The sequence below is a fragment of the Trinickia sp. Y13 genome (assembly GCF_029522115.1).
GTDB lineage: Bacteria > Pseudomonadota > Gammaproteobacteria > Burkholderiales > Burkholderiaceae > Trinickia.
In genome coordinates, this window is record NZ_JAKWFK010000008.1 from 183,612 (window position 1) to 197,798 (window position 14,187).

13 protein-coding genes are annotated in these 14,187 nt (G+C 64.9%); 9 read left to right on the forward strand and 4 right to left on the reverse strand.

Features of this window, described 5'->3' with window-relative positions:
- Positions 1-217 precede the first annotated feature (217 nt).
- The gene (locus MMB74_RS16135; RefSeq protein WP_277429658.1) at positions 218-1,123 is read right to left on the reverse strand and encodes a dihydrodipicolinate synthase family protein; all 906 of its coding nucleotides are present in this window, start codon (positions 1,121-1,123) and stop codon (positions 218-220) included.
- Between the two features lie 199 nt (positions 1,124-1,322).
- On the opposite strand from MMB74_RS16135, the gene MMB74_RS16140 reads away from it, so the two are divergent.
- The 6 genes from MMB74_RS16140 to MMB74_RS16165 all read left to right on the forward strand — a co-directional run bounded on the left by MMB74_RS16140 (position 1,323) and on the right by MMB74_RS16165 (position 7,422).
- Positions 1,323-2,300: a 4-hydroxyproline epimerase gene (locus MMB74_RS16140; RefSeq protein ID WP_277429659.1), complete on the forward strand. Its 978-nt coding sequence runs from the start codon at positions 1,323-1,325 to the stop codon at positions 2,298-2,300.
- The gene (locus MMB74_RS16145; protein WP_277429660.1) at positions 2,297-3,433 is read left to right on the forward strand and encodes an FAD-binding oxidoreductase; all 1,137 of its coding nucleotides are present in this window, start codon (positions 2,297-2,299) and stop codon (positions 3,431-3,433) included. Before MMB74_RS16140 ends, MMB74_RS16145 begins: the two co-directional genes overlap by 4 nt.
- The gene (locus MMB74_RS16150) at positions 3,423-3,689 is read left to right on the forward strand and encodes a 2Fe-2S iron-sulfur cluster-binding protein (RefSeq protein WP_277429763.1); all 267 of its coding nucleotides are present in this window, start codon (positions 3,423-3,425) and stop codon (positions 3,687-3,689) included. The genes MMB74_RS16145 and MMB74_RS16150 overlap by 11 nt, the downstream gene beginning before the upstream one ends.
- On the forward strand, positions 3,686-4,954 hold the full coding sequence (locus tag MMB74_RS16155) for an FAD/NAD(P)-binding oxidoreductase (protein WP_277429661.1): 1,269 nt from the start codon (positions 3,686-3,688) through the stop codon (positions 4,952-4,954). Before MMB74_RS16150 ends, MMB74_RS16155 begins: the two co-directional genes overlap by 4 nt.
- Before the next feature lie 113 nt (positions 4,955-5,067).
- The gene (locus MMB74_RS16160; protein WP_277429662.1) at positions 5,068-5,811 is read left to right on the forward strand and encodes an AraC family transcriptional regulator; all 744 of its coding nucleotides are present in this window, start codon (positions 5,068-5,070) and stop codon (positions 5,809-5,811) included.
- A 294-nt stretch (positions 5,812-6,105) separates the two neighbouring features.
- Complete coding sequence (locus MMB74_RS16165; protein ID WP_277429663.1) at positions 6,106-7,422, forward strand: hypothetical protein; 1,317 nt, start codon at positions 6,106-6,108, stop codon at positions 7,420-7,422.
- Positions 7,423-7,425: 3 nt separating this feature from the next.
- Here MMB74_RS16165 and MMB74_RS16170 read toward each other — a convergent pair whose 3' ends face one another.
- The gene (locus MMB74_RS16170; RefSeq protein ID WP_277429664.1) at positions 7,426-8,712 is read right to left on the reverse strand and encodes an FAD-binding oxidoreductase; all 1,287 of its coding nucleotides are present in this window, start codon (positions 8,710-8,712) and stop codon (positions 7,426-7,428) included.
- A 20-nt stretch (positions 8,713-8,732) separates the two neighbouring features.
- Complete coding sequence (gene bla / locus MMB74_RS16175) at positions 8,733-9,671, reverse strand: class A beta-lactamase (protein WP_277429665.1); 939 nt, start codon at positions 9,669-9,671, stop codon at positions 8,733-8,735.
- 106 nt (positions 9,672-9,777) lie between these two features.
- Between bla and MMB74_RS16180 the strand changes: the two genes are divergently transcribed.
- A complete protein-coding gene (locus MMB74_RS16180; protein WP_277429666.1) occupies positions 9,778-10,644 on the forward strand; it encodes a LysR family transcriptional regulator in 867 nt (288 codons plus the stop codon).
- A 94-nt stretch (positions 10,645-10,738) separates the two neighbouring features.
- On the opposite strand, the gene MMB74_RS16185 is transcribed toward MMB74_RS16180, so the two are convergent.
- Positions 10,739-11,638: a LysR substrate-binding domain-containing protein gene (locus MMB74_RS16185; protein WP_277429667.1), complete on the reverse strand. Its 900-nt coding sequence runs from the start codon at positions 11,636-11,638 to the stop codon at positions 10,739-10,741.
- Between the two features lie 201 nt (positions 11,639-11,839).
- On the opposite strand from MMB74_RS16185, the gene MMB74_RS16190 reads away from it, so the two are divergent.
- Together MMB74_RS16190 and MMB74_RS16195 are read left to right on the forward strand one after the other, a co-directional pair.
- A complete protein-coding gene (locus tag MMB74_RS16190; RefSeq protein WP_277429668.1) occupies positions 11,840-12,859 on the forward strand; it encodes a DUF1338 domain-containing protein in 1,020 nt (339 codons plus the stop codon).
- Between the two features lie 52 nt (positions 12,860-12,911).
- The gene (locus MMB74_RS16195; RefSeq protein WP_277429669.1) at positions 12,912-14,156 is read left to right on the forward strand and encodes a PLP-dependent aminotransferase family protein; all 1,245 of its coding nucleotides are present in this window, start codon (positions 12,912-12,914) and stop codon (positions 14,154-14,156) included.
- Positions 14,157-14,187 lie beyond the last annotated feature (31 nt).

The following is a 14,187-nucleotide window of genomic DNA, read 5'->3' on the forward strand; positions in this document are numbered from 1 at the left end:
GTTGAAAGAAGCGCGATGTTACATGGAAATAAATACTAATTATCCGACGATAGGCGACGTATTCGTGTGATGGATTGACGTGAAAAAAGTTGTGCGCGCAACCGTTTGCCCCGTTTCGGCAGGCGCCGAACGGGGCGATTCGATGTGGGATCGGAATGGGGGATGAGCGCCGGGTAGGCATATCGAAGCGGCAGAAATTGCCGCTTCGATGGGAGGCTTAAAGCGAGGGCAATGCGGGGCGCGATTCGATAGACTTGCGAATCAACTGCTCGACTGCTTTGCGTTCTTCTCCGACGAGCGGCAAGCGGGGCGGGCGTACCGGTTCAGTGCCGAGGCCGACGATCGCTTCCGCGAGCTTGATGTTCTGCACGAGCTTGGACGAAACGTCGAGCGCGAGCAGCGGCGCGAACCAGCGGTACAGGGTCCGCGCTTCTTCGATACGCCCCGCCTGCACGAGCCGATAAATCGCCACCGTTTCGTGCGGAAACGCACAGACAAGCCCAGCAACCCAACCGTGCGCGCCCATTAACATCGCTTCCATCGCGAGGTTGTCGACTCCGCAGAAAATCGCATAACGCTCGCCGACCGCATTGAACAAGTCGGTCACGCGGCGCACGTCGCCGCAGGACTCCTTGATTGCCACGATCTTCGGTTCGTCCGCGATTTCCTTGAACATGTCGGGCGTCATATCGACGCCGTAGGCAAGCGGATTGTTGTAGATCATCAGCGGTAGCGGACTGGCCGTGGCCACCATGCGGAAGTGATTGATCGTTTCGCGCCGGTCTGACAAGTAGCGCAGGCCGGGAAGCACCATGTAGCCGGCGGCGCCGTGGTCAGCGGCGCGTTTGGCCTGACGGCATCCATCAAGCGTGCTGTCTTCGGCAATCGTCAGCAACACTGGCACCCGGCCGCGTGCAGCGTCCACCGCGATATCGAGCACTTCGAGCTTTTCGTCGAGCGAAAGCGTGGACGCTTCGCCGAGCGATCCGCAGACGATGATGCCGTCCACGCCGGCGTCGATCTGCGCTTCGATATTCTTCTTCGTCCACTCACGGTCTATGCTGAAATCTTCGTGAAACTTCGTCGTGACGGCGGGCATGACGCCTTGCCAGACTGGTGCCATTTCGGTTCTCCAAATGCGGTCGATGAGCAAATTGCGAGAGCAGTGTAGGGCGCGGTAAGAATCGCGTCTTGCGTCGTTCCCGCATTGGCGATGACGATTTCGGCACAGCGCGAAGGCGCTAGAAGAGTATGCCGAAATCGTCATGCCGAACGCGCAGCCGCGCCAAGACGCGCAGGCTTGGCGTTTCTACCATTGCCGCATGAAAACCATCCATATCATCGATTCCCATACAGGCGGCGAACCGACGCGTCTCGTGATCGCGGGCGGCCCCGACTTGGGCAACGGCCCGCTCTCCGAGCGGCTCGAGATCTTGCGCACGCGCCACGACGATTGGCGCGCAAGCGTCGTCACGGAGCCGCGCGGTTCCGATGTGATGGTCGGCGCATTGCTGTGCGAACCCTTCGATGCGAGTTGTGCGGCGGGGGTCATCTTCTTCAACAATGTCGGCTATCTGGGCATGTGCGGACACGGCACGATCGGCCTCGTGGCGTCGCTCGGGTTCATGGGGCGGCTCTCGCCGGGACCGCATCGCATCGAGACGCCGGTCGGCATCGTCGAAGCGACCCTGAATGAAGACCGCAGCGTTTCGGTGCGCAACGTCCCCGCCTATCGGTACCGGCGCGACGTTGCCGTCGAGGTGCCGGGGGCGGGGACGCTCATCGGCGATATCGCTTGGGGCGGCAATTGGTTCTTTCTCGTCGCCGACCATGGACGCACACTCGAACCCTCGAACATCGGCGCGCTCACGGCCTTCACGCATGACATCCGCGAAGCGTTGATTCGACAAGGCGTGACGGGGGCCGAGGGCGCGCTCATCGATCACATCGAGTTGTTCGCGCACGGCCAAGAAGCCGGCATCGATAGCCGCAGCTTCGTGCTGTGCCCGGGCGATGCATACGACCGCTCGCCGTGCGGTACCGGAACGAGCGCCAAGCTCGCGTGCCTGGCCGCCGACGGCAAGCTCGCACCGGGCGCTCGATGGCGTCAGCAAAGCATCATCGGCAGCGTCTTCGAGGCGACCTATACGACGCTCGGCCCGGTTGACGGATTGCCGCCCCAGATCGAGGCGATCGAACCGACGATCACCGGCCGCGCGCACATCATGGCCGAGGGTCGACTGCTGTTCGAAGCGGACGATCCGTTCGCCGTCGGCATTCCCGGCACGCACCCCGTATGACGGTCGATGCCGTCGTGATCGGCGCAGGCATCGTCGGGGCCGCGTGCGCAGCCGAGTTGGCCGCGCAAGGCATGACGGTGGAGGTGCTCGATGCAGCTTCGAGTATCGGCGGCGGCGCTACCGCGGCGGGCATGGGCCATATCGTCGTGATGAACGACTCGCCTGCGGAGTTGGCCCTGTCGAGCTATTCGCGCGAGTTGTGGCTAGCGCTTGCGCCATCGTTGCGCGCGGCCGATGCGTTCGCCCGATGCGGCACCCTCTGGGTGGCGGCCGATGACGAAGAGTGGCGAGCGGCGCAAACGCTCCATCATGTGTTGACCGGCGCGTGCGTGAAGGCCGACGTGCTCGATGCGGCTGCGCTGCGCGAGTGCGAGCCGTCGCTGGCGCCATCGCTCGCGGGCGGCTTGCTCGTGCCCGACGATGCTATCGTGTATGCGCCTCGCGCTGCGCAGTGGTTGCTCGAACATTCTTCAGGACACCGAAATATTCGCGTGCGCCTTGGGTGCGCGGCCGCCGCGGTGACGCCGGGCGAGGTTCGCCTCGCGAATGGCGATCGCATCGGTGGCGGCCAGATCGTCATCGCAAATGGCCTGACCGCGCGGGCACTCGTGCCGACGCTGCCGATCGAGCCCAAGAAGGGGCATCTGTTGATAACGGACCGCTACCGCGGCTACCTCAGTCATCAAGTTCTCGAGCTCGGCTACATCAAAAGCGCGCATCAGGCGCAGGGCGCCTCGGTCGCGTTCAATGCGCAGCCACGCCCGACCGGACAGGTTTTACTCGGCTCGTCGCGTCAGTTCGATACGCTCGATGCAGCCGTCGAGTGGCCCGTGCTAGCGCGGATGGTCGAACGCGCGGCGCGCTATTTGCCGGCTTTGCCGTCGCTCAATGCAATGCGGGCATGGACGGGCTTTCGTGCCGCCACGCCCGATGGGTTGCCGCTCATCGGGCCGGCGGGCGAGTCGTCACCCGGGGTTTGGGTCGCGGCCGGGCACGAAGGCTTGGGCGTCACGACTTCGCTTGCGACGGCAAAACTGTTGGCGGCGCAAATCGCGGGCACGGACCCTGCCATCGATATCGCTCCGTACCGAGTCGACCGTTTCCGTATGGAGGCAAGCAGTGGTGGCCGATGATGCGTTCGTTGTCGTGACGATCGATGGTGTCCCATTCACAGTGCCGGCGCAGACGACGGCGGCTGCTGCCGTTTTCCGCCGCTACGGCATCCTCGGCACACGCATGTCGGTGAGCGGGCAGCCGCGCGCTGCCTTCTGTGCCATGGGCGTCTGCCAGGAGTGTCGCATGACGATCGACGCGCGCGCCCATGTTCTCGCTTGCCAAACGGTGTGCGGGAACGGGATGACGATTTCAACCGAGGCTGCGTCGTCATGAAAGCGGCATTCGATCTCGTCATCATCGGCGCCGGACCGGCCGGTCTCGCAGCCGCGCGCGCCGCAGCGTCGAGCGGCATGCGCATCGCGCTCGTCGACGACAATCCTCGAGCGGGCGGGCAAGTGTGGCGTCAGGGCCCCGATACCGGCATGCCGCTCGCCATGCGCGAGACGCTCACGGATTTGCTTAGGAGCCCTAACATCACCCATTACGCAGGCGCGCGGGTGTCGTTGTTTTCCGGCGAGCACGAGATGGTGGTTTCGACGGCCTGCGCGAGTGGCGTTGTGTTGTCCTTTGGGCAACTGATCCTCGCCACGGGGGCGCGTGAGCGGTTGTTGCCGTTCCTCGGATGGACGCTGCCGGGGGTGACCGGCGCAGGCGCGCTCCAAGCGCTCATCAAAGGCGGTATGCCGGTGCAAGGCGAGCGGGTGGTGCTTGCGGGCAGCGGTCCCTTGTTGATTGCCGCGTTGGCGACGGCGCGAGCGGCCGGGGCGCGCGTCGTCGCCGTGCTCGAACAGACGCCGTGGCGCTCGCTGCTGCGCTTCGGCGTTTCGCTAGGCGCCACACCGGCCAAGGCACTGCAGGCGATTCAATTGACGCAGGGGTTCGCAACCGCCCGCTATTGCCCCGGCAGCGTCGTGCGGGAGGCGCTTGGTAGCGAGCGCGTCGAAGCCGTCGTCGTCCGCCGCGGCGCACGCGAGACGACGCTCGCGTGCGATCGGCTCGCATGCGGCTATGGCCTAGTGCCGAACGTGTCGCTTGCACAGGCGCTCGGATGCGGTCTCTCCGATGGCGCGATCGAGGTGGACGACGCGCAGCGCACATCGATGCCCGGCATTTGGGCTGCGGGCGAATGCACGGGCATCGGTGGCATGGAACTCGCGCGGGCGGAAGGGGAGATCGCGGGTCTCGCCGCGAGTGGCCGTCCGATCGGCTTGCCGCTCCTGCGCACGCGCGCCAAATGGAAGCGTTTCGCGCAGCGCGTAGCGACCGCATTCGAGCTTGGGAACCTGGCGCTCACGCATCCTGCCGCCGAAACGATTTTTTGCCGTTGCGAGGACGTCACCTACGGCGAGGTCGCGGCGCATGGAAACTGGCGTGACGCGAAACTGCACACGCGATGCGGCATGGGTCCGTGCCAGGGACGTATTTGCGGCGCCGCGGCGCAGACGTATTTCGGTTGGAATGCCGCGACGCCGCGGCCGCCGTTCGCGCCCACGCCTATCGGCGCTTTGATGGATGCAGCGCTCGCACAAGAGCCATAAGTGAGGCTCTTGCGCACCGCTCGCCTATAATCGAGGCGCTTTGCGCGGGTGCATGCCGACCGCGCCGTTTTCTGCGCCTTGTGACGATGCCCCCGACCCTACCCTTGCCGCAAATGCCTGCCGCTGAAACGCTCGATGACATGTTGCCGTACTACGCGCAGATCGAGCCGGTGCTCGATGCTTTGCCCGATTTGGTGTTCTTCGTGAAAGATCGCGCGGCACGCTATGCGCTCGTCAATCGCACGTTGGCGACTCGGTGCGGCTGCAAGGACAAACGCGGGATCGTGGGCAAGACGACGGAGGAAGTCTTCCCGTCCCGTTTCGGCGCGGCTTACTTGGAGCAAGACGAATCGATCCTAAACGGCGGCGCGCAGATGATCGATCAACTCGAGTTGCATCTCTATCCGGGGCGTCAGCCGGGATGGTGCCTGACTTCGAAGGTGCCGCTGCGAAACGGCGCGGGGCAGATCGTCGGTATCGCGGGCGCATCGCGCGATCTCAAGGCCAACGAGCGAACCCATCCCGCCTATACGAAGCTCGCCGAAGTCGTGCAATACATTCAAGAGAATTATGTGCAGCCGCTCAATTTGACGCACCTTGCGCGAATGGCCGGAATGTCGGTCGCACAATTGGAAAGATATTTTCACAAAGTCTTTCATTTGACGCCGCGACAGGTGCTGCTCAAAACGCGCCTGGACGCCGCTACCGCGTTGCTTGCATCCAATGACAAGGTGACCGACGTTGCCGCGCTGTGCGGTTACACCGATCACAGTGCGTTTACGCGCCAATTCAAAGCCACGGTGGGCGTCACGCCCAGCGAATATCGCGCCATGCTGCACGGCACTTCGCTTCGTTGAAACGCGCATTCGATGCAATCGACGGCGGCCAAAATATATCGGGTCGTACGCGAATGGCATAAATCGCCGGGGATGTGGCGCATTTCGCCGTGGCGAATACGCCTCGGCATTCTTGACGCTTGCAAGCCGCTCCACCATAGTGGGTCACTGGTTCGATTCGAGTGGTCGGTCTCATGGTCAAGTATCTTCATCGAATCGAGCGGTTAGTCGCGCTCCCCTTCCCACCAACGAGCGCCTATTCGAAGCGAGGCGTCATCTGCGCTTCGTCTTCGTTCGTGCGCTGGGAGCACGGACATGCGTGATCAAACCGCTCGCGGTCCGAAGTTTCCCGTCGCCTGCGCGCGTTGCGGCGGCCGTATTTCGGAACCGGTTGCTTTCTGCCCCCACTGCGGCGCACACGCGCGCTTTGCCTTGGCTGGCGCCGCTTCGCCATCGCCCGCTGTGCATGACAGCGCTCCTCCGGCAGGCGGCGCGCGCGTCGAGCCGTCCATGCGCGCGTTCGATCCCGCCGATTTCGAGGGCGATCTTGATACCCCGTGGCCCGGGCCTCCGACACCGCTATTCGCTTCAGCCGACGGCAGAGTGCACGGGCGGGGACGCGCGCCCGCGTTTCGCGGTGCACGCCAGTGGAACGTCAAGGGCGGCATGGGGTTGGTTCTTGCCGCCTTCGTGGTGCTCTATGGCGGCGTGGTGCTGATGCACAAGTACGGATACGACCAACCGGCCGTGTCGCCCGTGTCTAGAGACTATCCATCGAAGGCCGTCGAAGGTTCGATCGGGCCGGGTGGGCCGGGCGACGCGCGTACCGCGCCGCCCGGCGGAAAGCTCGACGACTCGGTCCCGCCCGACATGTCGATCGCGAATTTGCCGCCGCCGGTCGCGTCGGTTGCCCCTCCAGTCGCCTCTGTCGCGCCTGCTGCTCCGGCCGCGCAAAGCCAAGCGCCCAGCGCCCCCGCACCAAGCCCGCCGTCCGCGACGACGGTGCAAAGCCAGTCCACGCCCGCACCCAGCGCGCCGGTGCAGCCCGCCGTGACCGAAGGCGTCGTGCAAACGCAGCCGAACGGCGCGGACGTTCCGGACAGGGGCCGTGCGCGGGGGAAAGCGCATGCGCGGACGCGCGGACGCGGGCATGCAAACGATGCTCGTGTGCGACCTGGCGATACCACGTACCTGCATACCAGCGTGCAGTCACCATCTGAGGCTCAGCCGCAACCGCGGATGCAGGAAAAAGAGGCGCGCTCGGGGAGCGGCTCGATGACACGCACCCTGGACGGCGTGCAGACGCGGCTAGCAAAAAACGATTTGAGCGGAGCGCGGGCTTCGCTTGCCGGGGTATTGGCCGCCGATCCGCATAATGGTTACGCGCTCTCGTTGCGAGATCAATTAGCCTCTCGCGAACAAGCGCGCGACGCGTCGTTGAACGCTGCGCGCGCTTGCGTGGTCCAGTCGCGCTGGCACTGCGTTTGGCACAACGCGGGCGCCGCACTCTCGGTTGATGCGAGCAGCACGGAGGCGAAAGCGCTCGTGGACCGTGCGATCATCGAGTCGGGCGCGGCGACCGCCCCGGCAGGCCCAGGTCCGGACAACGTCCAGGTGCCGATGGTGCAGTGAGGTTCATCGCTGCCGAAAATCCGCAATGGCATCGGCGGCGATCTTCGTCAAATACGTCGCTTCGGCGGCGGCCAGTCCCAACACCCCGTGCATCGACTCCAACCCGAAGCGAGCGAAAGGCGCGGGAATCGGCCGTTCTTCCGCGATAGCCGCCGCGAGCAGCTCTCCCGCGGCGGTCGTCGGCGCTACGCCGTGACCGCCGAAGCCGACCGCATGCCAAACGCCGTCGCGGCTTCGGCCGATCTGCGGCATCTTGCGTCGTCCATAGCTCATGAGGCCGCTCCATGCGTGCTCGAGCTTCACGCCTTGCAACTGCGGATAAACGCGCAACATATCGCGCATGAGCAGCTTTGCGATCGTGCGCGGGTCACGCTCGAAGATGGAGATGCGGCCGCCCCAAAGAATGCGCGTGTCGCGCAAGGGGCGGTAATAGTCGAACGAGAACCGCGTATCGTAGACGGCGGCCGCGCAATCGATGACGCCCTTGAGCCGGTCGCCGAGCGGCTCTGTTGCTACGACGTAGGTTGCGATCGGTAGGACCGCGCGCTCGACGGCGCGGTAAACGCCACGCGCGTATCCGCCTGCCGCCATCACGACGTGCTGTGCCACGATCGAGCCATTAGGCGTCCTAACCAAATGGCGATCGCGCTCCGGCTCGAAGGCGAGGGCGGGGCTGTGTTCGTAGATGCGCACACCCGCGTCCGCCAACACTTTCGCGATGCCCAGCGCGTACTTGAGGGGATGAAAGTGGAACCCGTGCCGCTCCAGCAGGCCGCCATGATAACGATCGGTCTTCAGCCGCTCTCGCAAAGCGCTTATTGAAATCGGCTCCCATTCGACGCCGAACGACGTACGCATCAATTCGCGCTGGGCGGCCAGCGCATCCGGCCGCCCAAACCAATCGGCGAGGATGATGCCGGCCTGCACCACGTCGCACTCGATGCCGTGACGCGCGATGCGTTTGCCGATGAGTTCGACGGCATCGAGCGTGAGCCGGTAGAGCGACCGCGCGTCGTGAGGCCCGAGCGCGCGCAGCAAATCGGCGCATTCAAGACTATAGCCGCCGAAAACGAAACCCCCGTTGCGCCCCGATGCGCCGAAGCCGATGCGTTCGGCTTCGAGCAGGACGATGTCGCGCATCCCGCGCTCTACGAGGCCGAGCGCCGTGGCCAGTCCGGCAAAGCCGCCGCCGACGATGCACACTCGCGCCTCTTCGCGCGATGCGCTCGCCGATGGATAAACGGCGCGTTCGACCGTGGCTTCGTAGTAACTCGATGCGGCTGTTCTCATTGATGCGCCCTATGTCAAAGTTACGCCAGGTGTTTCGAGATCGCCCGGGCGACGTCCGCTATGGCCGCGTCGCGCGCACGTGCAGGCGCCTGCGTTTGCGTCAGGTAAGCGGTGACGACGATCGGCGCACGATCCTGCGGCCAAAGAAGCCCGATATCGTTGGTCGTGCCGCGCTCCCCGGTGCCCGTTTTGTCGGCGACGCGCCATGCTCGCGGCACGCCCGCGCGCAGCCGCGCATCGCCTGTGCGATTGCCCACGCCCCAGGCGAGTAGTCGCGCACGCGAAGGCGCGGATAAAGCATCGCCAAGCAGCACGGATTGCACGTTGCCGAGCATCGCCAGCGGCGTGGTGGTATCGCGCGGATCGTCGGGGACCGCCTCGTTCAGCGACGGCTCGTTCCGGTCGAGACGCGTGACAGTATCGCCCAACTGCCTCATGAATGCCGTGAAGCCGGGCGGTCCGTTCACCGTGTCGAGCAGCAGGTTCGCCGCCGTGTTGTCGCTCATCGTGACGATCGCATCGCACAGTTCGCCGATGCTCATGCCGGGCTCGCCGATATGCTTGCTCGCCACGGGCGCATATTGCTCGATACGGTCAGCGCCGAACACGATGCGCCGATCGAGATCCTCTTGGCCACGATCGACGCGCGCCAGCACCTGGGCGGCAAGCATCAGTTTGAATGTGCTGCAAGTCGGAAAACGCTCGCCGGTTCGATGGCCGGCACACATACCCGTTTCGAGATCGAGTATCGCTACGCCGAGCCGCCCGTCGACGCTTCGCTCGATGGCGGCCAGTTCGGATTCGATCGCTTTCGCTTGGGCGTCGAGCCGCGGCGATGGCTTCGCCGCGAACTCATGGGAGCCCGCCCGCGATTTCGAGCTGGGCCCGGCCAACACCTGAGTCGATAGGCCAGCTATGATGCCGCCCACTGCGGTTCCCAGGAATTTTCTTCTTTTCATCTCGTTCGCTCCGGTGGAAAAGGCAATGAATATCGCGCTTGCGGCGGTTGGCGACAATCGATGATAACTTTTCAGACACATAACCATTTCTTTTGGGTTCGCGAGCATGGCCAAACATCTACCGCTCAATGCGCTGCGCGCGTTCGAATCGTCGGCGCGTCATTTGAGCTTCACGCGCGCGGCGCGCGAACTGAACGTGACGCAGGCCGCCGTCAGCCAGCAAGTGCGGGCGCTCGAGGAGAGGCTCGGCGCTCGACTCTTCACGCGTTTGCCACGCGGTCTCGGGATGACCGACGAGGGGCTTGCGTTGCTGCCGGTCCTGTCCGATGCGTTCGCGCGGATCGAGGCGGTCCTGCGGCAGTTCGAGGGTGGACATTTCCACGAAGTGCTGACGGTGGGCGTCGTCGGCACGTTCGCCGTCGGCTGGCTCATGCCGCGATTGAATCGCTTTCGTGCGGCGCATCCATTCGTCGAATTGCGGCTCCTGACGCACAACAATCTGGTCGATTTCGCGGCGGAAGGGTTCGATTTCGCCATTCGCTTCGGCGACGGCAATTGGCCGGGCACGCAGGCGACGGCATTGCTCGATGCGCCGCTGACCGTCTTGTGCACGCCCGAATTGGCCAAACGCCTGCATGCGCCGCGCGATCTTGCCGGGCAAACGCTGCTGCGCTCGTATCGCCGCGACGAGTGGGCGCTCTGGTTTGCTCAGGCGGGATTGCCCGGCGGAGCGATTCGCGGGCCGGTGTTCGATTCGTCGCGCTTGATGATCGAGGCCGCAATGCAAGGAGCGGGCGTCGCGCTTGCGCCGGCGCGGATGTTCGAGCGCGAGATTCAAGCCGGGCGTCTCGTGCGCGCGTTCGAACTCGAGGTCGACACCGGGAGCTATTGGTTGACCTGGCTCAAATCCAAACGCATGACGGCGGCCATGCAGGCGTTTCGCGCTTGGATCGTGGCCGAGGCGGCGCTGTAGCCCGCGCTATCGCGCGCCCGCGGCACGATATCGGCGGCGCCATGATGATGCGCTTATGCAGTCGGCCGGGCAGACCGGCTCTTGCCGCCGACCGTCAATCGGCCCCAGGCACCAACGAGGCGAGCCATTGCGTCAACGCAACGAACGGCTCGTCGTTTGCGGCCGCGTCCGGCGCGACCAGGTAGTAGCCGGCGTCGCTGGCGAGCGGCAGGTCGAGCGGGGCGGTCAAGCGCCCCGATGCCAATTCGTCCGCTATCAGGATTTCCGGCATCAGCGCCACGCCCATACCGGCTAGCGCGGCGCTCGAAAGCATCGTGAACAGCTCGTAGCGCGGGCCACGCACGGCTCGTGCGTCATCGCCGAAGCCATGCGTGCGAAACCACTCGCGCCACGCGTCGGGGCGAGTCGAAAGGTGCAAGAGCGGCATATCGATCAGGCGCTCCCGAGTGAGCGGTGCGACGGTGGACGCGAGCGCCGGACTGCAGACCGGCACTGCATTGCCTTCGCGAAACAACAGCGTGCCCTGCGTCCCCGGCCAAACGGAGCGGCCGAAATAGACAGCGGCATCGAACGGTGAATCGCTAAACAGAAACGGTTCGGTTCGAATCGAGAGGTTGACCGTGATATCGGGTCGCAGCGCCTGGAATTGCGGCAGGCGCGGAATCAGCCATTGGCTGGCGAACGTGGGCACGACGGCCAATTCCAGCACGCGGCCCACACCGCGCTGCGCCATCAGCTCTAGGGTGTCGCGTTCGATGCGCTCGAGGCTCTTGCGGATCTGCGCGGCGTAATGCCTGCCGTGCGGCGTCAGCACGACGCGCTTCTTGATTCGCAGGAACAAAGCGACCCCGAGCCGGTTCTCGAGCGCCGCGATTTGGCGGCATACGGCGCTCTGTGTGAGGGCAACCTCGTCGGCCGCGCGGGTGAAGCTCTCATGCCGCGCCGAGGCTTCGAAGATCTGCAGCGCGGCCAGGTTGGGGATGCCCTTTCTCATGGTGGGATGCCGCGCGCCGAGCATGCTCGATGGCGACTTAGTGAGTTTTGAGAATGAAGTCGTGAGTTTAAATCAATTGTGACGAACCGTCGCGGCGACGACAATCGCCTTCGTCAACTGGGTTCGCATGCGCCCGCGCACAGCTCCATGAGCCTCGCCCTAGAAGGTGTGGCTTTATTTCGTAAAACAGGGAATGATTCGATGAACGGCAATCTCGACGCGCTGCTCGAAGCGGCTTGCGGACCCGGCGCCGCCCGGCGGTTGGTGCAATTGATGAATGTACCGCCTGCAATGGGGCGCTGGGAGGCCGGCGTCGCGACGCGTGCGGAACTTGCTCAGGCGCTGAACATGGCGCTGTTCGCGGGGTTGCTCGACCGCGTGCCGACAGGGCGCGCCTATACGGACGACGTCGTTCGCGACGGCGCGCGCGTGCAATTCGACCATGGCGCACTGCGCACGGTGCGTTGGCCGCATTGCGGCGCGCTGCCGCCGGGCGAAGCGGCATTCACCCGCATCCTGAGGCCGCTCGGCTATCGGTTGAACGGCACGTACCCGCTCGAGCGCATCAAGATGACCGGCCGCTCCTACGCGCATCTCGATGCGCCCGAGCACATCGCACAATTCTTCGTCAGCGAATTGCATCCCGAACGGTTCTCGCCCGAGTTCCAGCAAGCGGTGACGGAGGTCGTCGGTTCGTCCGCCGATCCGCTCACGCCGCAAGCCGTCGCGTGGCTCGCGGAACTCGAGCGCGATGCCGCTTTGCCGAGCGCCGACGCTTGCGCGTTGCTGCCCATCCTCGTGCGCTGTTTCGATCGCCAACACGCGACGCCGCGTTTAGCCGATTACCTGACGTTGCTCGAAGAATCGGCGGAAATGGCATGGATTGCCACCGAGGGCAACGCCTTCAACCACGCGACGGATCGCGTGGCCGACGTATTCGCGGTGGCCGATACGCAGCGGGCGTTGGGCCGGCCGATCAAGGAACGCGTCGAAGTGTCGAAATCCGGCCGCGTGAAGCAGACGGCGTTCCAAGCCGATCGCGTCGTGCGTGTGTTCATCGATGAGCAGGGCGGCGAAGTGCGCCGGGAAGTGCCGGGCTCCTTCTACGAATTCATCACGCGCGACATGTATGCCGACGACGAATCGGGCCGCGAGGCGCTCGATCTAGGTTTCGACGCCGGAAATGCGACGGGCATTTTCAAAATGACCGCGGCCGCGTGAACGAGTCGATGGCGATGGCAATGGCACGGCCAATCTCGAAGCGGAGGGAAGCTTGACGACGTCATGCACTGCGGCGCCCCCGGCGCTGGATGATCAAGCCTACGCGTTCACGGCGCCTTTTCGCGCACCGCAAGGCTCGCCGATCCGGGAGTTGTTCAAGTACGTCGGCCGCCCCGGCATGATTTCGTTCGCGGGCGGCTATCCGTCGAAGGATCTGTTCGATCGCGACGGTATCGCCCGCGCGCTCGAGGCCGCGTATAGGAGCGACCCCATCGCCTGTTTGCAATATGGCGATACGGCCGGTGCGCCGTCGCTGCGCGCTTCGCTGGCGCAACTCATGATGGCGCGGGGCGTGCGCTGCGATGCGGACGATGTGCTCGTCACGACCGGCTCGCAACAAGGATTCGATTTGCTGCTACGCACGCTGATCGCCCCTGGCGATACGGCGCTCGTTGAAGAGCCCGCCTATCCCGCCGCGATTCAAGCGCTGCGCCTCGCAGGCGCGAACATCGTGCCGGTGCGTACCGATGCCGACGGAATCGATGTCGAGGCGCTCGCTGCGCAGCTCGATGCGTTGCCCGCGGCGAGCCGGCCCAAGCTGCTCTATACCGTGCCCACGTTTGCGAACCCGACCGGTGCGACGCTGCCGCGGGAACGGCGCGAAGCGTTGATCAAGCTGGCCGCGGCGCGGCGCATCGTGCTAGTCGAAGACGATCCGTACGGCGAACTGCGATTCTCCGGTACGGCGGTGCCGCCGATGATAGCGCTCGCGGACGCCTACCCTGGTGCGAGGGATTGGATCGTCTATTTCGGCAGCCTATCCAAGATCGTCGCGCCGGGGCTGCGTATCGGTTGGACAATCGCGCCTGCACCGATCGCGCGGCGTATGATCGTCGCCAAGCAGACTAGCGACTTATGCACGGCGCCGCTTTCGCAAGAGACGGCGCGGTACTACCTCGACAGCGGCAGCTTGGCGGTGCACCTGCGTTCGATCGTCGGCGCGTATCGCTCGCGCTGCGAGGCCTTGCTCAAAGCGCTCGCGCATTTTGCGCCGCACGCGATCGCGCTCAGCGCGCCGCAAGGCGGTATGTTCGTGTGGGCGCGGCTGACGGGCGGGCGAGATGCCGCCGAAGTGCTCAAGCGAGCCATCGAGCAGAACGTCATGTTCGTTCCCGGCGCGGCGTTTTTCGTCCGCACGCCGGACGCGAGCAGCCTGCGCTTATCGTTCGCCGCGCCGAGCGAGGCGGAGGCGTTCGAAGGCGCCCGCCGCCTCGCTGTCGCGCTGGCGCAAGCATAAGCTGCGCTCGCGCCCGCATGCATCGGCTTGC

Coding starts and splice junctions, on each gene's coding strand:
- MMB74_RS16135 (WP_277429658.1), bottom strand. CDS start 1,123: ATGGCACCAGTCTGGCAAGGCGTCATGCCCGCCGTCACGACGAAGTTT.
- MMB74_RS16140 (WP_277429659.1), top strand. CDS start 1,323: ATGAAAACCATCCATATCATCGATTCCCATACAGGCGGCGAACCGACG.
- MMB74_RS16145 (WP_277429660.1), top strand. CDS start 2,297: ATGACGGTCGATGCCGTCGTGATCGGCGCAGGCATCGTCGGGGCCGCG.
- MMB74_RS16155 (WP_277429661.1), top strand. CDS start 3,686: ATGAAAGCGGCATTCGATCTCGTCATCATCGGCGCCGGACCGGCCGGT.
- MMB74_RS16160 (WP_277429662.1), top strand. CDS start 5,068: ATGCCTGCCGCTGAAACGCTCGATGACATGTTGCCGTACTACGCGCAG.
- MMB74_RS16165 (WP_277429663.1), top strand. CDS start 6,106: ATGCGTGATCAAACCGCTCGCGGTCCGAAGTTTCCCGTCGCCTGCGCG.
- MMB74_RS16170 (WP_277429664.1), bottom strand. CDS start 8,712: ATGAGAACAGCCGCATCGAGTTACTACGAAGCCACGGTCGAACGCGCC.
- bla (WP_277429665.1), bottom strand. CDS start 9,671: ATGAAAAGAAGAAAATTCCTGGGAACCGCAGTGGGCGGCATCATAGCT.
- MMB74_RS16180 (WP_277429666.1), top strand. CDS start 9,778: ATGGCCAAACATCTACCGCTCAATGCGCTGCGCGCGTTCGAATCGTCG.
- MMB74_RS16185 (WP_277429667.1), bottom strand. CDS start 11,638: ATGAGAAAGGGCATCCCCAACCTGGCCGCGCTGCAGATCTTCGAAGCC.
- MMB74_RS16190 (WP_277429668.1), top strand. CDS start 11,840: ATGAACGGCAATCTCGACGCGCTGCTCGAAGCGGCTTGCGGACCCGGC.